Origin of the sequence: Micromonospora sp. NPDC047527 (assembly GCF_040643015.1) — a bacterium.
In the GTDB taxonomy this organism is placed as follows: Bacteria; Actinomycetota; Actinomycetes; order Mycobacteriales; family Micromonosporaceae; genus Micromonospora.
Genome location: NZ_JBEYTK010000012.1, coordinates 1 through 24191, shown reverse-complemented (window position 1 = coordinate 24191; position 24191 = coordinate 1). Strand labels below are relative to the sequence as shown.

The 24191-nt window shown below is 71.5% G+C and carries 18 protein-coding genes and 1 rRNA gene; 5 read left to right on the top strand and 14 right to left on the bottom strand.

The features are described from left to right. Window positions 1–55 precede the first annotated feature (55 nt). From obgE to ABZ808_RS29410, 7 genes are all read right to left on the bottom strand, one after another. Window positions 56–1528 (bottom strand): GTPase ObgE, encoded by a 1473-nt coding sequence (obgE, locus tag ABZ808_RS29440; protein ID WP_357012622.1) that lies wholly within the window; start codon window positions 1526–1528, stop codon window positions 56–58. 92 nt (window positions 1529–1620) lie between these two features. Next, window positions 1621–1875 (bottom strand): 50S ribosomal protein L27, encoded by a 255-nt coding sequence (gene rpmA, locus ABZ808_RS29435; protein WP_074313740.1) that lies wholly within the window; start codon window positions 1873–1875, stop codon window positions 1621–1623. Between the two features lie 11 nt (window positions 1876–1886). Beyond that, on the bottom strand, window positions 1887–2201 hold the full coding sequence (gene rplU, locus ABZ808_RS29430) for a 50S ribosomal protein L21 (protein WP_007464063.1): 315 nt from the start codon (window positions 2199–2201) through the stop codon (window positions 1887–1889). 166 nt (window positions 2202–2367) lie between these two features. Next, on the bottom strand, window positions 2368–2868 hold the full coding sequence (locus ABZ808_RS29425; protein ID WP_357012621.1) for a hypothetical protein: 501 nt from the start codon (window positions 2866–2868) through the stop codon (window positions 2368–2370). 98 nt (window positions 2869–2966) lie between these two features. Continuing rightward, window positions 2967–6134: an Rne/Rng family ribonuclease gene (locus tag ABZ808_RS29420; RefSeq protein WP_357012620.1), complete on the bottom strand. Its 3168-nt coding sequence runs from the start codon at window positions 6132–6134 to the stop codon at window positions 2967–2969. A gap of 131 nt (window positions 6135–6265) precedes the next feature. After that, window positions 6266–6985, bottom strand: coding sequence for a TIGR03936 family radical SAM-associated protein (locus tag ABZ808_RS29415; protein WP_357012713.1), 720 nt, complete (start codon window positions 6983–6985; stop codon window positions 6266–6268). A 174-nt stretch (window positions 6986–7159) separates the two neighbouring features. Further along, entirely contained in the window at window positions 7160–9136 is a 1977-nt protein-coding gene (locus ABZ808_RS29410; RefSeq protein ID WP_357012618.1) for a TIGR03960 family B12-binding radical SAM protein, read from the bottom strand. A gap of 212 nt (window positions 9137–9348) precedes the next feature. Here ABZ808_RS29410 and ABZ808_RS29405 point away from each other — a divergent pair, with 212 nt between their 5' ends. Further along, window positions 9349–10623: a hypothetical protein gene (locus ABZ808_RS29405; protein ID WP_357012617.1), complete on the top strand. Its 1275-nt coding sequence runs from the start codon at window positions 9349–9351 to the stop codon at window positions 10621–10623. 105 nt (window positions 10624–10728) lie between these two features. Here the strand turns inward: ABZ808_RS29405 and ABZ808_RS29400 are convergent, their stop codons facing one another. Next, entirely contained in the window at window positions 10729–11418 is a 690-nt protein-coding gene (locus ABZ808_RS29400) for a lysophospholipid acyltransferase family protein (RefSeq protein ID WP_357012616.1), read from the bottom strand. A 105-nt stretch (window positions 11419–11523) separates the two neighbouring features. Then, window positions 11524–14670 (bottom strand): isoleucine--tRNA ligase, encoded by a 3147-nt coding sequence (gene ileS / locus ABZ808_RS29395; RefSeq protein ID WP_357012615.1) that lies wholly within the window; start codon window positions 14668–14670, stop codon window positions 11524–11526. A 585-nt stretch (window positions 14671–15255) separates the two neighbouring features. Between ileS and ABZ808_RS29390 the strand changes: the two genes are divergently transcribed. Together ABZ808_RS29390 and sigJ are read left to right on the top strand one after the other, a co-directional pair. Next, on the top strand, window positions 15256–15696 hold the full coding sequence (locus tag ABZ808_RS29390) for a carboxymuconolactone decarboxylase family protein (RefSeq protein WP_357012614.1): 441 nt from the start codon (window positions 15256–15258) through the stop codon (window positions 15694–15696). Further along, entirely contained in the window at window positions 15693–16568 is an 876-nt protein-coding gene (sigJ, locus tag ABZ808_RS29385; RefSeq protein ID WP_357012612.1) for an RNA polymerase sigma factor SigJ, read from the top strand. The genes ABZ808_RS29390 and sigJ overlap by 4 nt, the downstream gene beginning before the upstream one ends. 64 nt (window positions 16569–16632) lie before the next feature. On the opposite strand, the gene ndk is transcribed toward sigJ, so the two are convergent. After that, window positions 16633–17058: a nucleoside-diphosphate kinase gene (gene ndk / locus ABZ808_RS29380; protein ID WP_357012610.1), complete on the bottom strand. Its 426-nt coding sequence runs from the start codon at window positions 17056–17058 to the stop codon at window positions 16633–16635. A 142-nt stretch (window positions 17059–17200) separates the two neighbouring features. Between ndk and ABZ808_RS29375 the strand changes: the two genes are divergently transcribed. Continuing rightward, entirely contained in the window at window positions 17201–18613 is a 1413-nt protein-coding gene (locus ABZ808_RS29375) for a VOC family protein (protein WP_357012609.1), read from the top strand. Between the two features lie 50 nt (window positions 18614–18663). Here the strand turns inward: ABZ808_RS29375 and ABZ808_RS29370 are convergent, their stop codons facing one another. The 3 genes from ABZ808_RS29370 to ABZ808_RS29360 are packed head-to-tail and all read right to left on the bottom strand — an operon-like array spanning window position 18664 to window position 23122. Then, complete coding sequence (locus ABZ808_RS29370; protein WP_357012607.1) at window positions 18664–19176, bottom strand: DUF4233 domain-containing protein; 513 nt, start codon at window positions 19174–19176, stop codon at window positions 18664–18666. Beyond that, window positions 19173–20507 carry a folylpolyglutamate synthase/dihydrofolate synthase family protein gene (locus ABZ808_RS29365; protein ID WP_357012606.1) on the bottom strand — a complete coding sequence of 445 codons (1335 nt, stop codon included), beginning with the start codon at window positions 20505–20507 and terminating at the stop codon, window positions 19173–19175. The genes ABZ808_RS29370 and ABZ808_RS29365 overlap by 4 nt, the downstream gene beginning before the upstream one ends. Then, window positions 20504–23122 carry a valine--tRNA ligase gene (locus ABZ808_RS29360; RefSeq protein WP_357012604.1) on the bottom strand — a complete coding sequence of 873 codons (2619 nt, stop codon included), beginning with the start codon at window positions 23120–23122 and terminating at the stop codon, window positions 20504–20506. Before ABZ808_RS29360 ends, ABZ808_RS29365 begins: the two co-directional genes overlap by 4 nt. 69 nt (window positions 23123–23191) lie before the next feature. Here ABZ808_RS29360 and ABZ808_RS29355 point away from each other — a divergent pair, with 69 nt between their 5' ends. Further along, complete coding sequence (locus tag ABZ808_RS29355; protein WP_357012603.1) at window positions 23192–23878, top strand: hypothetical protein; 687 nt, start codon at window positions 23192–23194, stop codon at window positions 23876–23878. Between the two features lie 224 nt (window positions 23879–24102). Here ABZ808_RS29355 and rrf read toward each other — a convergent pair. Further along, a 5S ribosomal RNA gene (gene rrf / locus ABZ808_RS29350) occupies window positions 24103–24191 on the bottom strand; the annotation flags it as partial.

Below are 24191 nucleotides of genomic sequence, written 5' to 3'. Positions count from 1 at the left end.
CGGATGGATTTCGCGGAGGTTTCCAGCAGTCAACCCGATCACGGAGCGCAACGGGCTACTCGGCGTCGTCCTCGATGTCGTCGTCGACGTCATCGTCGGAGGCGTCCGCGCCCACCTCGTCCGCCGAACGCACCCGGCGGGCCTTGCGCGCGGCGAGCCGGTCCGCCGCCGAGGCCCGGTTCGACTTCTCCTCCAGCCGGATGTCGGTGCCCCGGTTGCCGGGCACGAACTCCACGCCGGCGTGGAGCGTCGGCTGCCAGTCGAACTCCCGCACACCGATCCGAACCAGGTCACCGGGCTGGGCGCCGGCCTTGGCGAGCTTGTCCTCGACACCGAGCCGGGCAAGCCGGTCGGCCAGGTAGCCGACCGCCTCGTCGTTGTCGAAGTTGGTCTGCTTGACCCACCGCTCCGGCCGAACGCCCCGGACGGTGAACGAGCCGTCCGTCTCGGCCGTGATGGTGAAGCCGTCGTCGTCCACGGCCATCGGCCGGATCACGATCCGGGTCGGCTCTGCCGGCGGCGCGGCCTTACGCTCCGCGTCGACCAGCTCGGCCATCGCGTACGTCAGCTCCTTGAGCCCTTCGCGGGTGGCCGCGGAGACCTCGAACACCCGGTAGCCGCGCTCCTCCAGGTCCGGCCGCACGATCTCGGCCAGGTCCCGGCCGTCCGGCACGTCGACCTTGTTGACCGCCACCAGCCTCGGCCGGTCGGTCAGCCCGCCGTACTGGCTCAGCTCGGCCTCGATGGCGTCGATGTCGGCGACCGGGTCACGGCCGGGCTCCAGGGTCGCCGAGTCGATGACGTGCACCAGCACCGCGCAGCGCTCGATGTGTCGCAGGAACTCCAGGCCCAGCCCCTTGCCGGTGGCCGCGCCGGGGATCAGACCCGGCACGTCGGCGACGGTGAAGGTGTGGTTGTCCATCCGGACCACACCGAGGTTGGGCACGAGGGTGGTGAACGGATAGTCGGCGATCTTCGGCTTCGCGGCGGAGATCACCGAGATCAGCGACGACTTGCCGGCCGACGGGAAGCCCACCAGACCCACGTCGGCGACGCTCTTGAGCTCCAGCACGATGTCCAACTGGTCGCCGGGCTCCCCCAACTCGGCGAAGCCAGGAGCCTTGCGCTTGGCGTTGGCCAGCGAGGCGTTGCCCCGCCCACCGCGCCCACCGCGGGCCACCTCGAAGGTGGTGCCGGCGCCGACCATGTCGGCCAGCACGGTGCCGTCGGTGGTCTGCACCACGGTGCCGTTGGGCACCTTGAGCACCAGGTTGCGGCCGTTGGCCCCGTCCCGGTTCGACCCGGCGCCGCCCTTGCCGTTGTCGGCCTTGACGTGCGGGTGGAAGTGGAAGTCCAGCAGCGTGGTCACCTGCGGGTCGACCACCAGCGACACGCTGCCGCCGTGCCCGCCGTTGCCGCCGTCCGGTCCGCCGAACGGCTTGAACTTCTCGCGGTGGATCGAGACACACCCGTGCCCGCCATCGCCGGCCTGCAAATGCAGCACGACCCGGTCAACGAACGTCGCCACGGCGTCAATCCTTCCAGCGAGGGTCGACCCCGCACTTCGAAAAAGCGAAGCGGGCCGGGACCCGGAGGTCCGCGGCCCGCAAAGCCTGAAAACTACTGCTGAGGAACGATGCTGACGGTCTTACGACCGCGCTTGGTGCCGAACAGGACCGCACCGGCGGACAGCGCGAACAGCGTGTCGTCGCCGCCACGGCCGACCAGGTCACCGGGGTGGAACTTGGTGCCACGCTGCCGGATGAGGATCTCACCGGCGCTGACAACCTGACCACCGAAGCGCTTCACGCCGAGTCGCTGGGCCGCGGAGTCACGACCGTTACGCGAGCTGGACGCACCCTTTTTGTGAGCCATTGGAGGACGACCTACTTCCCGCTGGAGATGCCGGTCACCTTGACCTGGGTCAACGGCTGGCGGTGACCCTGGCGCTTGTGGTAGCCGGTCTTGTTCTTGAACTTGTGGATCCGGATCTTCGGGCCCTTGGTGTGCGCGGCGATCTCGCCGGACACCGCGACCTCGGCAAGCTTCGCCGCGTCGGTCACCAGGTCGTCACCGTCGACGAGGAGCACCGCGGTGAGCTTCACCGCGTCACCGGGAGCACCGGTGAGCTTCTCGACCTCGATCACGTCGCCCTCGGCGACCTTGTACTGCTTGCCGCCGGTCTTGACGATCGCGTACATCGGAGGCGGACTCCCTGTCGTTGAGGCTGCTGGCGGTCGTCCCCGCGGCGGCTCGCCGGGTAGCAGTGCACGGCGGCGCGGGCACACGGGAACTCAGCACACCAAAGGTGCGCCGCAGGCAAGAGTACGCCATGGCCGGCCCGGACCCCAAACCGGCCCGCCCTGTTCAGCGTGCGCAGAGCTGGTCGAGGCGCTGCTGGAGCCGGTCGAGTTCGGTTTCGTCGATCGACTCGACGTCGGCGCCGAGCGCGGCGGCCTCGGTGCCGATGTCGGTGAGCAGTGCCTTGAGCTGCGGATCGACGGCTCGGGCCGACTGCTCCCGCAGCGCGGTACGCCAGAGCGCCAGCGCCGCCTCGGCTCTCGCGCGGGCCGCCTCGGCCGTGGCGCTGTCGCCGGCACCCACCGCCGCCACCATCCGGCCCAACTCCTCCACGTACACCCGTAGGGCGGTCTCGCCGGCCCGCCGCGCCTCGGCGCACACCTGCGCGTCGCCCACCCCGGGCGTACCGCTCGACCCGGCGGAAGCTCCCCCGGGCCCGGCCGCCGTCGGGCCGGACCCCCCGGTGGTCGCACCGGCCGTGCCCTCGCCGACCGGCCGGTCGGCGGCGCAACCCGCCCCAGCGGCGAGCGCGCTGACCAGCACGGTTACGGCGAGCAGGCGACGCATCCTCTCCTCCTGACCGGGAGCGGCCTGGTGGGCCGGAACGGCGAGGTCCCTCCCCCGCCAGATTGCCGGAGAAGGGACCTCGTCAAACATGATGCGGGTCAGGGGCGGGTCCGCCGGCGGGTGCCACCGCGCCGGGAGCGGCGACGCCCTGAGCCACCCTCGCTGCTCTCCTCGTCGGCGTCGCCGTCGGCGAGCGCGTCCGGGTCGTCCGCCGCGGCCAGCCGGGCCGACTCGCCCTGCTGGCTGTCGGTGACCGCCGGCCCGGCGGCGGCGTCCGACTCGTAGCGGGACAGGTCGTAGCCCATGGTGTCCTGGTAGTCGGCGTCCGGCTCGGCGCTGGTGTCGGTGTCGGTGTCGACGACCTCGACCACCGCCCGCTCGGCCGGGGCGCTCTTGCGCGCCCGGCGGCGGGAGGACGCGGTGCCCTGCTCGGCGGCGGGGGCGGCGGCCACCGGGGCCGACGAGGCGACGGCCTTGACCTTCTCACCCGCCCCACCGGTGCGGGGCTTCTCCGGCACCGGCTCGGTGTGGATGATGACGCCCCGACCCTTGCAGCACTCACAGGTCTCGCTGAACGCCTCCAGCAGGCCCGCGCCGATCCGCTTACGGGTCATCTGCACCAGGCCGAGCGAGGTGATCTCGGTGACCTGGTGCTTGGTGCGGTCCCGGCCCAGGCACTCGGTGAGCCGGCGCAGCACCAGCTCACGGTTCGACTCCAGCACCATGTCGATGAAGTCGATCACCACGATGCCGCCGATGTCACGCAGCCGGAGCTGGCGGACGATCTCCTCCGCCGCCTCCAGGTTGTTCCGGGTGACCGTCTCCTCCAGGTTGCCCCCGGAGCCGGTGTACTTGCCGGTGTTGACGTCGACGACCGTCATGGCCTCGGTCTTGTCGATCACCAGCGAGCCGCCCGACGGCAGGAACACCTTGCGGTCCAGGCCCTTGATGATCTGCTCGTCGATCCGGTACTCGGCGAAGATGTCACTCGTGCCGACGTGCCGGCGTACCCGGTCGACCAGGTCCGGAGAGACGTGCGACAGGTACGACTCGACCATGCCGTACGACTGCTCGCCCTCGATCACCAGCTCGCGGAAGTCCTCGTTGAACAGGTCCCTGACCACCCGGATGACCAGGTCGGGCTCCTCGTAGAGCAGCACCGGGGCGCCACCCTCGGCGGCCTTGGCCTGGATGTCCTCCCACTGCGCCTGGAGCCGCTTGACGTCGCGCGCCAGCTCGTCCTCGCTGGCGCCCTCGGCCGCCGTACGGACGATCACGCCGGCGCCGTCCGGGACCAACTTCTTGAGTACGTCGCGCAGCCGCTTGCGCTCGTTGTCCGGCAGCTTCCGGCTGATCCCGGAGGCGTTGCCGTTGGGCACGTAGACCAGGTGCCGGCCGGAGAGCGCGATGTGGCTGGTCAGCCGGGCGCCCTTGTGGCCGATCGGGTCCTTGGTGACCTGCACCAGCACCGAGTCGCCGGAGCGCAGCGCCTGCTCGATCGAGCGGGCGCGGCCCTCCAGCCCGGAGGTGTCCCAGTTGACCTCGCCGGCGTACAGCACCGCGTTGCGGCCCCGGCCGACGTCGACGAACGCCGCCTCCATGCTGGGCAGCACGTTCTGCACCTTGCCCAGGTAGACGCTGCCGGCCATCGTGCCGGAGGAGTTGCGGGTGACGTAGTGCTCGACCAGCACCCCGTCCTCCAGGACGGCGATCTGGGTGCGGTCACCGCGCTGCCGGACCGCCATCACCCGGTCGACCGCCTCCCGGCGAGCCAGGAACTCCGACTCACTGAGGATCGGCGGCCGGGTACGCCGCTGCTCCCGGCCGTCCCGGCGACGTTGGCGCTTGGCCTCCAGCCGGGTCGAGCCGGACACACCCTGGACCTCGTCGACAGTACGGCGCGGCTCACGGATCTTGACCACGGTGGGCACGCCGTCGTCGGCGGCACCCTCGGTGTCACCGGCGCCCCGGCGACGACGACGCCGACGGCGGCGGGTCAGCCCGTCCCCGCCCTCGGACTCCTCGTCCTCGTCACCCTCGGCCTCGGCGGTCTCCTCCTCCTCGGCCTGCGCCTCCTCGGAGTCCTCGTCCTCGGCGTCGTCGGCCCCGCCCTTGCCCCGGCCACGGCCACGGCGACCACGCCGGCGGCGGCGACGCGCGGCGGCGCTGTCCTCGTCGTCCTCATCCGCCTCGGCGACCTCGTCGGCCTCCTCGACGGGCTCCTCCTCGGCCTCGACGGCCTCGACCGGCTCCACCGGCTCGACGTCGCGGCGACCGCGCCGCCGACGACGGGACGGCTCGGCCTCGACGGCCAGTTCCTCGGCGACCGGGGCGGGCTCCACCGGCCGGGTCACCGGCACGGCGTCCGGCTGCGGCGCCATGAACAGCACGGTGGGCGCGGAGAGCGCCGCACGCCGACGCCGGGTCCGCGGCTGCTCCGGCTCGATGACCTCGGCCGGCTCGATCGGCTCTTCCGCCACGTTGGCAACAGAAACCCCGGGCGGTACGTCGCCGGAACCCGCCTGGGCACCACTGGTCCGGGTCGGCTCGGCGGTGGCGTCGATCTCCGCCTCGTTCAGCTCGGCTTCCGCCTCGCGCAGGTCCGACTCCGCCAGCGTCTCGACGGCCGGCTCCTCGACAGGCTCCGCCTCGGCGGGCGGCTCCTCGACGGCGGGCGGCTCCTCGACGGCTGCGGGTTCCTCGACGGCTGCCGGCGTGGCCTTCTTCCGCCGCGTACGCGTCACCTTGACCGGGGGCACCACCTCGGCGGACGCCTCCTCGGCGGTGGCCGCGACCAGCGGTTCCGCGGCGGTCGTCTCGACCGCGGTGGCCTTGCGGCGGCGCCGGGGGGTCTTCGGGGCTACGTCCTGGTCGCCGGAGATCGGGGCGAGGACCTCCGCCTGCGGCGACTCGGCGCTGCCCGTCCCGCCGGTGGACGCCTCGACCGGCGCGTCGGTCTGCTCCGGCTGGCTGAGCGGCGCGGCCCGACGACGGGTCGTCCGGGCACGCCGCACCGGGGCTGCGGGCTCGGCGCTCTGCGCACCGGCTGGCTCAGTGCTCTGCGCACCGGCTGGCTCAGTGCTCTGCGCACCGGCTGGCTCAGTGCTCTGCGCACCGGCTGGCTCAGTGCTCTGCGCACCCGTCGGCTCCAGCGGTGCCGAGCCGGCGGCCGTGGCGGAAAGGCCGTCGGTGGTGCTCTGGTCAGCGGTGTCACCGGCCGGCTGTGAGCCGGTCCGTTCGCCGCCCTCGGGCTCGTTCTCGAGCATGGACGTTCTCCAGTTCTGGCTGCCCCGGGCGCGGGTGAGCGCTGCCACGCAGGGTTGCCGCAAAAGTGTTTCCGCCGGGCGCGCGTGGTGCGCGACCGCCGAAGTCTGCCTGCCAGAGCACTGACCGTCGGTCAATGCCCAACGATGGCTGCCCCGCCGCGGTCCGCATCCAACGGATCCACGATCGCACCCTGCGCGGTCAACGTGCCCTGAGCCAGCCGGGTCACCCTCGGCGAGACCGGCGGCTCCAGGTCGGCCACCACGCGGAGGCCGGAAAGGACGTCATCGGGCCGTACGGACGGGGTGACCTGCCGCACGACCAGTTCGAGTATCGCACACGGTACGGCCGGCGCCCCGGAAGGCGTCTCCGTCGACGCCATGACATCGATTGATATAACGGCCGCGCGAGCGTCGAAGGTCCGTCGGCCCTGCTTGGTCATCCGCTCGACCAGCACCTCGTCGGCGGCGCTGAAGGCGTCCACGGCGGCGCGCAGCACAGCGGGGTCGACCTCGGGCAGCACGATGTGCCAGTGCGATGCCTCGATCCGGTCCGGCAGGTTGCCACCGTCGGCGATCACCGCCTCCAGCACGTCCAACCCGGGCGAGAGCGCGGCGTCCAGCGCGGCGCGCAGCGCCTCCGGGTCGACCGGCGCCTGGAGGCCGATCTCCAGGTACTCCGCCTCGCTGGCCACGCCGGTGGGCGCCGCGCTGGCGTAGGAGATCTTCGGGTGCGGGGTGAAGCCCTGGGAGAAGGCGATCGGTACGGCGGCCCGACGCAGGGCGCGTTCGAAGGCGCGGGCGAAGTCCCGGTGTGAGGTGAACCGCAGCGGCCCGCGCTTGGCGTACCGGATGCGGACGCGCTGGACGATCGGCGCCTGCCCACCCTCCGGCTGTGGTTTCTTACTGATCGTCTCGCTCCTCGGAACTCAGAAACCGTTGATCATGAAGTTATTGTCGGCGACACGCGGTGCCGCAGGCAACAACTTCATGATCAACGCGGGCTGGGGCGGGCGGGCCGGCCGGGGCTACGCGGTGGGGGTTTTCAGGCTCTTCAGGGGGGTTAGGGGGAGGAGCTTCTTGCCGGTGGGGCCGATCTGGATCTCGGTGTCCATCGACGGGCAGACGCCGCAGTCGAAGCACGGGGTCCAGCGGCAGTCGTCCTGCTCGAAGCCGCTCACCGAGTCCTGCCAGTCCTGCCAGAGCCAGTCCTTGTCCAGGCCCGAGTCCAGGTGGTCCCAGGGCAGGACCTCCAGCTCCTCACGCTGACGGGTCGTGTACCAGTCGAGGTCCACCCCGAACGCGGGCAGCGTCTCGGCCGCGGCGTCCACCCAGCGCTGGTAGGAGAAGTGCTCGCTCCACCCGTCGAACCGGCCGCCGTTCTCCCACACCTTGCGGATCACCGAGCCGACCCGGCGGTCACCCCGGGAGAGCAGGCCCTCGATCAGTGACGGCTCGCCGTCGTGGTAGCGGTAGCCGATGGCCCGGCCCAGCGATCGGTCCGAGTTGATCGCCTGCTTGAGGATCTTGAGCCGGTGGTCGATGACCTCCGGGCGCTCCATGGCAGCCCACTGGAACGGGGTGTGCGGCTTCGGCACGAACCCGCCGATGGAGACCGTGCAGCGGATGTCCTTGGAGCCGGTGGCGGCCCGACCGGCCTTGATCACCTCGTGGGCCATGTCGGCGATCTCGAGGACGTCCTCGTCGGTCTCGGTGGGCAGGCCGCACATGAAGTAGAGCTTCACCTGCCGCCAGCCGTTGCTGTACGCGGTGACGACGGTGCGGATCAGGTCTTCCTTCGACACCATCTTGTTGATGACCTTGCGGATCCGCTCCGACCCGCCCTCCGGAGCGAAGGTCAGACCCGTCCGCCGCCCGTTGCGGGACAACTCCTGGGCGAGGTCGATATTGAAGGCGTCCACCCGCGTCGACGGCAGCGACAGCGACACGTTGGTGCCCGCGTACTGCTCGGCCAGGCCGGAGCACATGTCGCCGATCTCGGAGTGGTCGGCCGACGACAGCGACAGCAGGCCCACCTCGGAGAAGCCGGAGAACTCCAGCCCCTGCTGGACCATCTGCCCCACGGTGGTGATCGAGCGTTCCCGCACCGGGCGGGTGATCATGCCGGCCTGGCAGAAGCGGCAGCCCCGGGTGCAACCCCGGAAGATCTCCACCGCGTACCGCTCGTGCACCGTCTCGGCCAGCGGCACGAGGGGCTTCTTCGGGTACGGCCACGCGTCCAGGTCCATCGTCGTGCGCTTGTGCACCCGGAACGGCACATCCGCCCGGTTCGGCACGACCCGCTGAATGCGCCCGTCGGGGAGGTAGTCGACGTCGTAGAAGCGCGGCACGTACACGCTCTCGGTGCGGGCCAGCCGCAGCAGCAGCTCGTCGCGGCCACCCGGGGAGCCCTCGGCCTTCCACTCCCGGACGATCGCGGTGATCTCCAGGACGGCCTCCTCGCCGTCACCGAGCACGGCGGCGTCGATGAAGTCGGCGATCGGCTCCGGGTTGAACGCCGCGTGCCCACCGGCCACGATCACCGGGTCCGCGTCGGTGCGGTCGGCGGCCAGCATCGGAATGCCGGCCAGGTCGATCGCGGTGAGCAGGTTGGTGTAGCCCAGCTCGGTGGAGAACGAGATGCCGAACACGTCGAAGTCCCGCACCGGCCGGTGCGCGTCGACCGTGAACTGCGGCACGCTGTGCGTGCGCATCAGGGTCTCCAGGTCCGGCCAGACCGCGTACGTCCGCTCGGCGAGGGTGTCGGGCAGCTCGTTGAGCACCTCGTAGAGGATCTGCACGCCCTGGTTGGGCAGGCCCACCTCGTACGCGTCGGGATACATCAGCGCCCAGCGCACCGTCGCCGCATCCCAGTCCTTGACCACCGCGCCCAGCTCACCGCCGACGTACTGGATGGGCTTGGAGACCTGAGGGAGCAGCGGCTCCAGCCGGGGCCAGACGGAATTGGTCGCGGCCGCGCGCGGCGTCGTGGACGGGGCACTCATGATGCCCAAGGGTACGCGCCCGCCCGGCGGCGACCGCGCGGACGCCGCCACGACGCACCGATGCACCGAGCACGCCCGCCGCACCCCTGCCTCACCGCACCGCTGCCTCGACGCCCGCGCGTGCCTCGACGCCCGCGCGTGCCTCGACGCCCGCGCGGCGGCGGTGGCGACGCGGTACTAACCTCGGACCGGCGCGAGAGGAGATTGCCGCGATGCCGGAGCCCCAGCCGGGAGCACGGCCGGCCGACGGGAACACCCCGGGCGCGGAGCCGGACCAGGGTCCGGCGGTCGCCGACGAGCCGACCTCCCCACCCGTACCGCCGAACCAGCCGGAACCCCCAAACCAGCCGGAACCATCGGACCAGCCGGAACCATCGGCGCAGCCCACAGCCCTGGAGCCGTCGCAGCAGCCCGAGGCCGCCGCCGAGGTCCCCGCGCCCCGGTGGAGCGGCTCGGCGCCGGTGCCGCCGCCGTTGCCGCGTCGGCGCGCCTGGGGCGAGTCGGCCGAGCCGACTCCGCCGCCGCCCGTGCCCGTCGCATCGCCGGAGCACCAGACGCCGGTCGACCCGTGGGCCGGTGTGGACACCGGCGGCTGGGACCTGCCGTCCGCCGAGTTGCCCCCGATGCCGCCGACGTTGGACTACCCGATGCCGCCGGCGACCCGGCAGTGGTCCGGTCCGCCCGCTCCCTCGGTCGGGTCGCATCCGGTGTCGCCGCCGGCCCCTCCGATGCCACCGCAGGCCGCACCCCGACCACCGCAGGCCGCCGGGCCCATGATGCCGAGCCGACCCATGTCGCCGCCCGCACCGGCCCCGGCACCGCCCCGACCGCCCAAGCAGCGCCGGGGCCGGCGGTCGGCCGCGCCGCCGATGGCACCACCACCGGTGCCGCCGCCGGGCTGGCAGGCCCCGAAGGGGTACGTGCCGGTGCCGGTACGGCGACGTCGCCGCTGGCCGTGGCTGCTGCTGCTCACCCTGGCTTGCTGCTGCGGCTGCCCCGCCTACTACGGGTTCCCGATCTCGGCCCAGTACCCGGCCCGCGCGGCGCTACCCGAGCGGGTGGCCGACCTGAGCCTGCGTCAGGACGACGGCAGCGCCCAGACCGCCCGCGAACTGGAGGGCGAGGTACGCCAGGAGTACTGGCTGGCCGAGGACACGTTCGCCGGCGTCTACGGCACGAAGGACGGCAAGCGGGTGACGGTGTTCGGCGGCACCGGCTTCCGACTGACCCCAGAGGCGGACGCGGAAGCGGAGATCACCCGGCTCAGTGACCGCTACGCGCTGGACGCCCCCGAGACGGTGAAGACCGGCGTACGGGGCCGGCACGAGCGCTGCGCGGTCGGCCGGTCCGCCGGTGCCGACGTGGTGGTCTGCACCTCGGTCGACCACGGCAGCATCGCGACCGGCGTGTTCACCCGGCTCTCCGTCGCCGACAGCGCCGACCTGCTGTCCACCCTGCGCAACGAGATCGTCCAACCCAAGGCGTGAGCCCTGCGCCGACGGTGATCAAGAGGTATCGGTCAGAACCCGCCTCCGCGATGACGCAAACCTCTTGATCACCCGTTGCGGGGCGGGGGGGGCGGGGGTGGCGGGTCAGGCGTCGTGGGTCGGGTCGGGGTGGGCGCGCGGCGGGGCGTAGCGCGGCACGTACTCCTGGCCGGTGAGCTTCTGGATCTCGCTCATCAGCTCGTCGGTCATCTGCCGCAGCGAGGCCCGGTCGTCCGGGCGGCCGGTGAAGTCCAGCGGCTTGCCGAACCGGATCGTGATCTTGGCGGTGCCGGGGCGCGGCACCCGGGCGCCGATCGGCTGCGCCTTGTCCGTGCCGATCATGCCGACCGGGATGATCGGCACACCGGCGGAGATCGCCAGGCGGGCCGCGCCGGTCCGCCCCCGGTAGAGCCTGCCGTCCGGTGAGCGGGTGCCCTCCGGGTAGACGGCCACCAGGTCACCGCCCTTGAGCGCCGGGATCGCGGCGTCGAACGCGGACAGTGCCGCCCGCCCGCCGGCCCGCTCGACCGGGATGGCACCCAGGCCGGTGAGGACGAACTTGGAGATCGCGCCCTTCACACCGGTGCCCTTGAAATATTCCGACTTCGCCCAGAACGCCAGGTGGCGGGGCACCACCGTGCCGAGGAACAGCTCGTCGGCGACCGAGAGATGGTTGCCGGCGAAGACCGCGCCGCCGCTCTCCGGCACGTGCTCCAGCCCTTCCACGGTCGGGCGGAACGCCAACCGCAGCGTGGGCGCCACGGTGAGCTTGCCGATGGTGTAGAGCAGGGGCACTGGTCCTCCGGCGGGATCAGGTACGAACAGGCGGTGTCACGGTAGCGGACGCCTCCACACCCCCCGGACGGAGGTGGTGAGGCGTCCGCACCCTGACGACGGTCGTTACACCCGGCGGACGACCACCGTCACCCGGTCGCCCTCGCCGACCTCACCGGCGAAGCCGTCGAGGCCCTCGGCGAAGTCGACCGAGTCGGCCAGCACCTCACCGGCCACGAAGTCGCCGTACGCGGCCACCGCCGCGCGCACCTCCTCCGACGCCGACACCGACACCACGATCCGGTCCGAGACGTTCAGGTCGGCGTCGCGGCGGGCCTGCTGCACCACCCGCACCACGTCGCGGGCCAGCCCTTCGGCGGCCAACTCCGGGGTGACCTCGGTGTCCAGCACGACCACGCCCTCAGCGCCGGGCAGCGGCGCCGAGTGCTCGGCGTCTGCGGCGACGAGACGCAGCTCGTACTCGCCCTCGGCCAGGGTGACGCCAGCGGCCACCGGGGCGCCGTCGACCAGCTCCCAGTCGCCCGCCTTGACCGCCTTGATCACCTGCTGGACCTGCTTGCCGACGCGTGGGCCGAGCACCCGGGGCACCACGGTCAGCACCTGCTGGCAGTACTCGGCCAGGTCCGCGCTGAACTCGACGGCCTTCACGTTGACCTCGTCGGTGACCAGGTCGGCGAACGGGCGCAACTGCTCCGCCGCCGGCGAGGCCACGACCAGCCTGGACAGCGGCAGACGCACCCGCAGCCCCTTGGCCTTGCGCAGCGACAGCGCCGCCGAGGCGACCGCCCGGGTGGCGTCCATCGCGGCGACCAACTCGTGGTCAGCGGGAAACTCCTCCGCCGACGGGAAGTCGGTCAGGTGCACCGAGCGCTCCCCGGTCAACCCCCGCCAGATCTCCTCCGCGGTCAGCGGCGCCAGCGGCGCCACCACCCGGCAGAGCGTCTCCAGCACGGTCCAGAGCGTGTCGAACGCGTCGGCGTCGCCGGCCCAGAAGCGGTCCCTGGACCGGCGCACGTACCAGTTGGTCAGCGCGTCCAGGTAGGACCGGACGGTGGCGCACGCGCCGGAGATGTCGTACGCGTCCATCTGCGCGCCGACCGTCGACACCAACTCGTTCGTCTTCGCCAGCACGTACCGGTCGAGCAGGTGCGTCGAGTCGGAACGGCGACGAGCGGTGTGCCCGTCGGCGTTGGCGTAGAGCGAGAAGAAGTACCAGACGTTCCACAGCGGCAGCAGCACCTGCCGGACGGCGTCGCGGATGCCCGCCTCGGTGACCGCCATGTCCCCGCCGCGCAGCACCGGCGAGGACATCAGCATCCAGCGCATCGCGTCCGAGCCGTACGCGTCGAAGACGTGGTAGACGTCCGGATAGTTGCGCAGGCTCTTGGACATCTTGCGCCCGTCCGAGCCGAGCAGGATGCCGTGGCTGAGGCAGTTACGGAACGCCGGCCGGTCGAACAGCGCGGTGGCCAGCACGTGCATGGTGTAGAACCAGCCGCGGGTCTGCCCGATGTACTCGACGATGAAGTCACCCGGGTAGTGGTGCTCGAACCAGTCCGCGTTCTCGAACGGGTAGTGCACCTGGGCGAACGGCATCGACCCGGACTCGAACCAGCAGTCCAGCACCTCCGGCACCCGGCGCATCATCGACTTGCCGGTCGGGTCGTCCGGGTTGGGGCGGACCAGGTCGTCCACCGCCGGCCGGTGCAGGTCGGTCAGGCGTACGCCGAAGTCCCGTTCGATGTCGGCGAGCGAGCCGTAGACGTCCAGGCGCGGGTAGTTCGGGTCGTCGGACTTCCACGCGGGGATCGGCGAGCCCCAAAACCGGTTGCGGCTGATCGACCAGTCGCGGGCGTTCGCCAGCCACTTGCCGAACGAGCCGTCCTTGATGTGGCCGGGCGTCCAGTTGATCTCCTGGTTCAGCTCGACCATCCGGTCCCGGAACTGCGTCACGGCGACGAACCACGACGACACCGCCTTGTAGACGAGCGGGGTGTCGCAGCGCCAGCAGTGCGGGTACGAGTGGGTGTAGGTGTCCTGCTTGAGCACCACCCCCCGCTCCTTGAGCTCCCGGATCACCGGCTTGTTGACGTCGAAGACCTGCTCACCCTGGTACGGCGGGACCAGCGCGGTGAACCGCGTGTGGTCGTCGACAGTGACGATGGTGGGGATGCCGGCGGCGTTGCAGACGTTCTGGTCGTCCTCGCCGAAGGCCGGCGCGAGGTGCACGATCCCGGTGCCGTCCTCGGTGGTGACGAACTCCGCGCCGAGCACCTGGTAGGCGTTCTCGCCCGCCTGCTCGACGAGGAAGTCGAACAGCGGCGTGTAGCGGCGTCCGACCAGGTCCCGGCCGTACACAGTGCCGACCTGCTCGTAGCCCTCCAGCTCCTTGGCGTACGCGGCCACCCGCGCCGCGCCCACGACGTAACGTTCGCCGTCGCGCTCCAGCACCGCGTACTCGATGTCGGGGCCGACGGCGAGCGCCAGGTTCGACGGCAGGGTCCACGGCGTGGTCGTCCAGACGCCGAGCTTGACCGGCCCGCGGACCAGCTCCGGGGCGGACTCGTCGGCGGTCAGCTCGAACCACACGGTAAGCGTCGGGTCGTGCCGGTCCCGGTAGACGTCGTCCATCCGCGTCTCGGTGTTCGACAGCGGCGTCTCGCAGCGCCAGCAGTACGCCAGCACCCGGAAGCCCTCGTAGATCAGACCCTTGTCGTGCAGGGTCTTGAAGGCCCACATGACGCTTTCCATGTAGTCCAGGTCGAGGGTCTTGTAGTCGTTGGCGAAGTCGACCCACCGGGCCTGCCGGTTGATGTACCGCTCCCAGTCCTGGGTGAACTCCAGCACCGAGGCGCGACAGGCGTCGTTGAACCGGGCCACGCCCAGGTCGATGATCTCCGCCTTGCTGGTGATGCCGAGCTGCTTCTCGGCCACCACCTCGGCGGGCAGGCCGTGACAGTCCCAGCCGAAGCGCCGCTCGACGTGCCGACCGCGCATGGTCTGGTAGCGCGGCACCACGTCCTTGACGTACCCGGTGAAGAGGTGGCCGTAGTGCGGCAGGCCGTTGGCGAACGGCGGACCGTCGTAGAAGACGTACTCGTTCTTGCCGTCGTCACCGGCCGGGCGAGCCTCGACGGACGCCTCGAAGGTCTTGTCGGCCGTCCAGTGCTCCAGCACCCGGCGCTCGACCGCGGGCAGGTCCGGGCTCGCCGGGACACCGGCGGCGGTCGGGTCGTGCAACGGATAGGCCATCGGGGGTCGCTCTCCTCGCGCAGCTCACTCAACGTGGGTCTGCGAGGACGAACCTTCCGGGGTACGCCTGAAACAGCGCTCCCGGTGGTCCGCGGTACCACCCCGCTTGGCGGTCAACGTGCGACCGCCCGCTCATTGGCCGGCTGTGACGGGCCGGACCCGTCCGGTTCTACTGGGCCGGTGACCCGGCTGTTCTTCCGGAGGCTCACCGGTGATAGCCGGGTCATCGCCTTACGACCGTCAACGATACAAGACCTCCCGCCCTCCCCGCCCCCGACTATCCCCACCCCACCCCACCTCGCCCCGTTGATCATGAAGTTATTGCCCGCCGTGACGGCGAGTCGTGGCAACAACTTCATGATCACCCGGGGAGGGGTGGGGGGAGGTGGCCGCGACCGGCGGCACGGGTGACGTGGGTCGGAACGCCGGTTGTCCGGACGGCACGCCCCCGACAGTTTCGAGTGGACGGTCAGCGGATCGCGGCTGAGCCCACCCGACCCACATGACCGGGATCACAGCCGGAACTGTCACGGCGTACCCCGGTCGGTCCGTCGTGTCGGTGTCAAAACCGACCAGGAGGTAGTCATGCAGCGGATGAACGCGGCCGAGGTAGCGCCGCAGGGATACCGGGCCGTGCTGGGCCTGGAGAAGTACGTCCAGACGAACGTCGACCACACCGTCCTCGAGCTGGTCAAGATGCGGGCGTCGATCTTGAACGGCTGCGCCTTCTGCGTGGACATGCACAGCCGGGACGCGCTCGCTGCCGGCGAGTCGAGCCGGCGGCTGTTCGCGGTGGCCGCCTGGCGCGAGGCGCCCTTCTTCGACGAGCGGGAGCGCGCTGCGCTGGCGCTCACCGACGCGGTGACCCGCCTCGGCGACCACGGGGTACCGGACGATGTCTGGGACGCCGCCGCGAAGGTGTGGTCGGAGAAGGAGCTGGCGGACCTGGTCCTCGCGATTGCCACAATCAACGTATGGAACCGAGTGGCGATCACCACGCGCACGGAGCTCCCGGCGCAGGTGTGACGACCGAGGCGACGCAGGCGGCCGGTGCGCTTCAGGCGCACCGGCCGATGCTGCTCGGGCTGGCGTACCGCCTGCTCGGCAGCCGGTACGACGCCGAGGACGTGCTCCAGGAGGCGTACCTGCGTTGGTTGGGCGTGGACCGCTCGACGGTGGCCGAGCCGCGCCGCTACCTGTCCCGGGTCGTGACCCGGCTGGCCCTGGACCGGCTGCGGGCGCGGCAGGCGACCCGCGAGACGTACGTCGGGCCGTGGCTGCCCGAGCCCGTGCCGACCGAGCCCTCGCCGTTCGGGCCGCTGGAGCGCGCGGAGCTGCGCGACTCGCTGTCCACCGCCCTGCTGCACGTGTTGGAGCGGCTCACCCCGCCGGAACGCGCGGTGTACGTCCTGCACACCGCGTTCGAACTGCCGTACGCGGAGATCGCCGAGATCCTGGACCGGACGCCCGAGGACTGTCGGCAACTGCACCACCGGGCGGTCACCCGGGTACGCCAGGAGCGGCGTCGGTTCACCGCCAGCAGGCCGGAGCGGGAACGACTGTTGGAGGCGTTCCTGGCCGCCGCTCGGAACGGGGACCTGGCGACGCTGACCGGCCTGGTCGCCGCAGACGCCACGGCGTGGAACGACGGCGGCGGTCGGGTGCAGGCCGCCCGCAACCCGGTCAGCGGCGCCGACCGGGTCGCCCGGTTCTTCGCCGGGATCTACGGCCCGGACCGCGAATGGGCGGTGCGGCGGCTGGAGTTGAACGGCGAACCCGCCGCCCTGCTCACCCGCCCGAACGGCGACCGCTACACGATGACCGTCGCTGCGGCGGACGGCCGGATCACCGGGATCTACGTGGTGGGCAACCCGGCGAAGCTGCCGCCGGTCGACTGAGCCCGCCGCCGCGAGCCCGCGTCGACGGGCTCGTGGTCGACGGGCTCGGGGTCGACAGCTCGGGTCAGCCCAGCTCGGGGAACCAGAGCGCGATCTCGCGCTTGGCGCTGTCCGGTGAGTCGGAGGCGTGCACCAGGTTCTCCCGGTTGGACAGCGACAGGTCGCCCCGGATGGTGCCGGCGGCTGCCTTACGGCCGTCGGTCGCGCCGACCAGCCCACGGACCACGTCGATGACCTGGTCGCCGGAGAGCACCAGGGCGATCAGCGGGCCGCTGGTCATGAAGTCCTTCAGCGGCGGGTAGAACGGCCTGTCGACGTGCTCGGCGTAGTGCTCGTCGGCGAGCGCCGCGTCCATCGTCCGGTGCGTCATCGCGTCGATCCGCAGCCCCTTGCGCTCGAAGCGGGAGAGGACCTCGCCGACCAGACCGCGGCGAACCGCGTCCGGCTTGATCAGAACGAGGCTGCGCTCTTCCGGGCTGTTGCTGGACACGCTGGGTTCCTCCTGTACGCGCAGAACGCTCGGGCTCGGTACGGTCAGCCTAGCGACCCGGTCCCGGCGCCGGCGCGGCGGCCGGTCTTTCCCCCGGCGGCCGATCCGGCCTAGCCTGGCCCTGACCCCCGGGAGGTCCACTGTGGCGAATGGCGGGAACCGACCCATCGCGCCGGTACGCAAGTTGATTGGCACGGTGCTCGGCACCGTGGCCACGTTCGTCGTCCTCTTCGGGCTGGGCATGACCAGTTGGGCCATCGTGGCGCTCGGGGTCGCCCTGCTGGTGCTGGCGATCGCGCTGGCCACCGTGCGCGGCGGTGGGCGCACCTGGGTGGTCGGTGTCGGCCACGTGCACAGCGCCTCCGAACCACCCACCCAGTACGCGTTCGGCCGCTGCGAGCTGCAACTGGTGCTGGACGCGCCGGGCCTGCCGCCCCGGTCCAAGAAGATCATCGAGCCACGGGTGCCGGTCTCCAAGTGGCCGTCGTTGGGTCAGACCCTGCCGATCCGGGTCGCGCTGGACGACCAGCGGCACGTCAAGGTCCTGTGGGACGAGGTGCTGACCCACGCCGAGACGGCGGCGGCCGTCGCCGACCTCCCACCGGAGTTCGGCGACGTCGACGCCGTGGACGAGGTGCTGATCCAGCAGGACGCCCCGCCATGGGCCGACCACCCCGGGGACGACGACTACCGCGACCCCCACGGCGACCCGTTCCGCGACCCACGCGGTGGCGATCCGTTCCGGGACCCGCACGGCGACCCGTTCCGGGACCCGCACGGCCCCGATCCGCTGCGTGACGACGCCATCGTCGCGGCGGAGGAGCACGAGCCGGTGGTGATGAGCCACAGCCCGAGCGGTCGGGTGGTGCTGGAGGGCGTCGTGGTCGAGCAGCAGGCCGGAGGCGGGCTGCCCCGACGGGCCACCACCCCCGCGCCGCGCCCACCGGAGGACGACCGGCCCGCACCGGCGGAGGAACACCTCGACCCGCCCACCGCGCAGCGCTTCGACCCGCCGCCCACGCAGCGCACCAGCCCGGTCGCCACAGACCCACTGGACCCGCTGGACCTGCCGCTGGACGATCCGGCCACCGGCGGAACGGCCCGCGATACCGTCACCGCCGAGGAACTGGACGAGGCGATCTTCGGGTACGACGGCGCGGCCGTCGCCGACCCGGCCGGCCCGATCAGCGGGGTCGGCCTCACCCTGCTGGTCACCGACCTGGCCCGGTCGCTCACCTTCTACCGCGACCGGCTCGGCTTCACCGAGGTCGACCAGGGCACCGGCAACGCCGTGCTCGCCTCCGGCACGACCCGGCTGGTGCTGCGCGAGCTGACCGAGGCGGCGCCGATCAGCCGCCGGCTGGTGCACGTCAACCTCGAGGTGGACAACATCGAGGGGGCGTACGAGCGGATGCGCGACTCCGGCGTCCGCTTCACGTACGCGCCCCGGGTGATCAGCCGGGGCAGCAAGCTGGAGGTGTGGGCGGCGGCCTTCCGGGACCCGGACGGCCACGGCATCGCCCTCACCCAGTGGCGGGAACGCGCCGACGCCTGACCCGGCCCACTCCCCCTCAGCGGGTCTCCGTGAGCGGGGTGGGTGGGGCGTCAGCCGAGGATGACCCGGCGGACGTGCAACGCGTACGCCCAGACCAGGGCGAAGATGACGCCCAGCCCGAGCAGCGACCAGTGCAGCAGACCGGCCAGCAGCAGCAGGCCCTGGAGCACGGTGCCGGCGTGCCAGGCCCAGGGGCGGCGCATCATGCCGGCGAGCAGCACGGCGGCCACCGCAAGGGCCACCACCGCGCCGATCGCCGCACCGCCGAAGTCACTGCCGACCACCCGGATCGGCTGGATGGCCAGCAGCAGCACGAGCGCTTCCAGGCTGAGCGTCCCGGCACCCAGGCCACGGACCGCACGTTCCGGGTTGCGCAACCCGGAACGGCGCGGCTGCCCGGCCGTCGGCTGCTCCCCGGACGGTCCGGCCGCGAGCTGCTCGGCCCCAGGCTGCTCGGCCCCAGGCTGCTCCACCGAGGGCTGCGCGGCCCCAGGCTGCGCGGTGGTGTGCTGGTCCGCCGATGGGTGCTCCGCGGTCCGGGGGTCCCGCTCCGGGCCGGTCATCGCTTCAGCAGCCGTCGGGCGTCCGCCACCGTGACCACCGAACCCGTGATCAGCACTCCGACCCCGCTGAGCTCACCCGGGACGTCCTCCTCGGCCATCGCCACCGCCAGCTCGATCGCGTCCGGCATCTCCTCGGCGACGTCGACCCGTTCCTCGCCGAAGATCTCGGCGGCCAGCGCGGCGAGTTCCGCCGTCGGCATCGCCCGTGGCGAACTGTTGCGGGTGACCACGACCTGGTCGACCACCGGTTCCAGCAGCTCCAGCAGACCTTCGGCGTCCTTGTCGGCGAGTACGCCGACAACCGCCACCAACTTGCTGAACGCGAACTCCTCCTGCAGCGCGGTGACGGTGGCCTTCATGCCGTGCGGGTTGTGCGCGCCGTCCAACAGAATGGTCGGGGCGTTGCGCACCCGCTCCAGCCGGCCCGGGGAGCTGGTCGACGCGAAGCCCTCCCGGACCACCTCGATGTCGAGCTGCCGTCGGGTTCCGGCACCCAGGAACGCCTCCACGGCGGCGAGCGCCACCGCCGCGTTCTGCGCCTGGTGCGCGCCGTGCAGCGGGATGAACACATCGTCGTAGACGCCGCCGAGACCCTGCAGGGTGAGCACCTGCCCGCCGACCGCGACCGCGCGGCTCAGCACGCCGAACTCGGCACCCTCCCGGGCGATGGTGGCGCCCACCTCGGAGCAGCGTTCGAGGAGGGGACGCGCGGCCTCGTCCTCCTGCGCCGCCGCGATCACGGTGGCGCCGGGGTGGATGATGCCGGCCTTGGCGAGCGCGATGTCCTGAAGCGTGTCGCCGAGCCACTCGGTGTGGTCCAGGCCGATCGGGGTGATCACGCAGACCCCGGCCTGGATGACGTTGGTGGCGTCCTCGGCACCGCCGAGCCCCACCTCGACCACCGCGATGTCGACCGGCGCGTCGGCGAACGTCGCGAACGCCAGCGCCGTGGTCATGTCGAAGTACGTCAGCGGTTCGTCCGAGCGCGCGTCGACCAGCTCGGCCAGCGGCTTGACCTCCCCGTACACGGCGGCGAACCGCTCCTCGCTGACCGGCTCGCCGTCCAGGCTGATCCGCTCCCGGACGGTCTCCAGGTGCGGGCTGGTGTACCTGCCGGTGTGCAGCCCGAACGCCCGGAGCAGCGAGTCGATCATGCGCGCGGTGGAAGTCTTGCCGTTGGTGCCGGTCAGGTGGATCGCCGGGTACGCCCGCTGCGGGCTGCCGAGCAGGTCGAGCAGTGACTCGATGCGGTCCAGCTCGAAGACCATGCGGGTGAAACCGCGGGCGGCCAGCTCGGCCTCGGCGGCGGCGAATTCGGTACGGTCGGTCACGAGGAAAGCGTCTCCAGAGCAGCATCGATCCGGACCAGATCGGCCTCGGCGGTGGCGAGCCGGTCGCGGATCTTGGCAACCACCGGCTCGGGGGCCTTGCCGATGAAGGCCGGGTTGTCGAGCTTCGCCCGAGCCTGCGCGACCTCCTTCTCGGCTGCGGCGCGGTCCTTGGTCAGCCGAGCCCGCTCGGCGGCCACATCGATCGACCCCCGGGTGTCCAACGCGACACCGACCGCGCCGGGCATGGCCAGCGTGGCGCTGGCCTGGAAGTCGTCGCCGGCCGGGTCGAGCCGGACCAGCGACCGGATCAGCGGCTCGTGAGCCGCGATGCCAGCACCGGTCAGCCCGTCGAGGCGGGCGGCCACCCGCTGCGTCGGGCGCAACCCCTGGTCGGAACGGAACCGGCGGATCTCGGTGACCACCCGCTGCACACTCACCAGCTCGGCCTCGGCGGCGTCGTCGACCAGCGACCTGTCGGCCACCGGCCAGGCGGCGGTCTGCACCGTCTCGCCGCCGGTCAGCGCGAGCCACAGCTCCTCGGTGACGAACGGGATGACCGGATGCAGCAGCCGCAGCAGCTGGTCCAGCACGTGCCCGAGCACCCGTCGGCTGGCTTCGGCCCGCTCGCCGCCCTCGGCGAGCACCGGCTTGCTCAACTCGACGTACCAGTCGCAGACGTCGTCCCAGGCGAAGTGGTAGAGCAGGTCGCACACCTTCGCGAACTCGTACGCCTCGAACTGCTCGTCGACCTCGGCGGTCACGTGCGCCAGCCGGGACAGGATCCACCGATCGACGGTGGAGAGCTGCTCGGCGGCGGGCAGGTCACCGGTGGTGTGCGCGCCGTTCATCAGCGCGAACCGCGTGGCGTTCCAGAGCTTGTTGCAGAAGTTACGCGAGCCCTGGCACCACTCCTCGCTGACCGGAACGTCCTGACCGGGGTTCGCGCCCCGAGCCAGGGTGAACCGGGTGGCGTCGGCACCGTACCGGTCGATCCAGTCCAGCGGGTCGACCACGTTGCCGAACGACTTCGACATCTTCTTGCCGAACTGGTCACGCACCATGCCGTGCAACGCGACCACGTCGAAGGGCGGCCGGCCGTCCATCGCGTAGAGGCCGAACATCATCATCCGGGCGACCCAGAAGAACAGGATGTCGTACCCGGTGACCAGCACGCTGGTCGGGTAGAACTTCGCCAGGTCCGGAGTCTGCTCCGGCCAGCCGAGGGTGGAGAACGGCCACAGGCCGCTGGAGAACCAGGTGTCGAGGACATCCTCGTCCTGGTGCCAGCCCTCGTCGGTCGGCGGCTGCTCGTCCGGGCCGACGCAGACGATCTCACCCTGCGGGCCGTACCAGACCGGGATGCGATGCCCCCACCAGAGCTGGCGGGAGATGCACCAGTCGTGCATGTTGTCGACCCAGGCGAAGTAGCGCTTAGCCAGTTCGGCGGGCTCGATGCGAACCCGGCCGTCGCGGACCGCGTCACCGGCCGCCTGGGCCAGCGGCGCAGTGTTGACGAACCACTGCAACGACAGCCGCGGCTCGACGGTCGTCTTGCACCGCGAGCAGTGCCCGACCGCGTGCACGTACGGGCGCTTCTCGGCGACGATCCGGCCCTGCTCGCGCAACGCCGCCACGATCGCGGGCCGCGCCTCGAACCGGTCCAGCCCCTCGAACGGGCCGGGCACAGTGATCACACCGCGCTCGTCCATCACGGTCAGTGCGGGCAGGTCGTGGCGCTGGCCGATCTCGAAGTCGTTCGGGTCGTGGGCGGGCGTCACCTTGACCATGCCGGTGCCGAAGGAGGGGTCGACGTGCGCGTCGGCCACGATCGGGATCCGGCGGCCGGTGAGCGGCAACTCGACCTCGGTGCCGATCAGGTGCTGGTAGCGCTCGTCGTCCGGGTGCACCGCCACCGCGGTGTCGCCCAGCATCGTCTCGGCCCGGGTGGTGGCCACCACGACCTCGTCGCTGTAGCGGATGGAGATCAGCTCACCGTCGTCGTCGGTGTGCTCGACCTCGATGTCGGAGAGCGCGGTGAGGCAGCGCGGACACCAGTTGATGATCCGGTTGGCCCGGTAGATGAGACCGTCGTCGAAGAGCTTCTTGAAGATCGTCTGAACGGCGCGGGTCAGCCCCGCGTCCATGGTGAAGCGCTCGCGGTCCCAGTCGACGGAGTCGCCGAGGCGACGCATCTGGCCCAGGATGGCCCCACCGGACTCGGCCTTCCACTGCCAGACCCGCTCGACGAACTTCTCCCGGCCCAGGTCGTGCCGAGACAGACCCTCGGCGGCGAGCTGACGCTCGACCAGGTTCTGGGTGGCGATGCCGGCGTGGTCCATACCGGGCAGCCACAGCGCCTCGAAGCCCTGCATCCGCTTACGCCGGGTCAACGCGTCCATGAGCGTGTGCTCGAACGCGTGACCCATGTGCAGCGAGCCGGTGACGTTCGGCGGCGGGATGACGATCGTGAAGGGCGGCTTGTCGCTGTCCGCCGAGGCCCGGAAGTGCCCGGCGGCTACCCACTGCTCGTACCGTCGCTGCTCTACCTCGCCGGGCAGGTACTGGCCGGCAAGGGTCGGGGCGTCGGGGCGTCGGGCATCCAGTCTCTCGGTCACCTGACAAGTCTACGGAGGGCTTCCGCAGACCCGACGTGCGCCACCTGCCATTCGCGTACGGTGTCGGCTATGTCCGACGCACATCTCACTGAGCGCCCGCTCGACGACGGTCGCGAGCCGGTCGAGCTGACCGAGGAGCCGATCCAGCTGAGCACCCGGGACACCGGGGGTGGGCCCGACGAGCGTTCGGGCGGCTGGTCCCGGCGTCGCCGGATCGGTTGGGCGATCGCGCTGGCAGTCGGCCTCGCGGGTGCGGGCACGCTGGCCGTTGGTGGGTGGCGGGTGGCGCAGCAGAAGGACACCCGGCTGACCTCACCCGACCAGGTGGCGGGGTTGACGCGGGACGACAGCGAGCGGGCGAAAAGCACAGCTGACTACCTGCGCAGCGGCCTGGCCGCCGACATCGAGCTGGACCGCAGCTTCGGCACGGTCTACCGCGATCCGGCCGACGACAAGCGGTCCGTGCTGATCTTCGGCGGCACCACCCTGCTGTGGCAGCCGGAGCGCGACCTGGACAGCCTCTTCGGCCTAATGTCCGACGAGACCGGTGCGGTGACCGGCCTGCGCGAGGTGCCCGCGGGCGACCTCGGCGGTGTGATGAAGTGCGGCAGCACCACCGGCGAGGGGGGCGACTTCGCGGTGTGCGGTTGGGCCGACCACGGCAGCGTCGTGATGGCCATGTTCCCCGGGCGGTCGGTCAACGACGCTGGCGCCCTGCTGCGGGATCTCCGCGCCGATATGCAGACCCGCGACTGACCAGCTGCGCGCCGGCGGTCCTGATGCGGTGGATCCCCGTGTCGCTGATCTGGCGGTTACCCGCCTACCTGACACCCCCACATCGGCGATATCGAGTCGATCAACCCCCGGGTGGGGGTGAGGTAACGCAGAAACGGGCCACCCGGTGAGGGGTGGCCCGCTTCTATATGTGGATACGCGTCAGGGCCACCCCCATTGCTAGGGGTGGCCCTGACGGAAAGATTGTCCGGCGGTGTCCTACTCTCCCACACCCTCACGAGTGCAGTACCATCGGCGCTGGAGGGCTTAGCTTCCGGGTTCGGAATGTAACCGG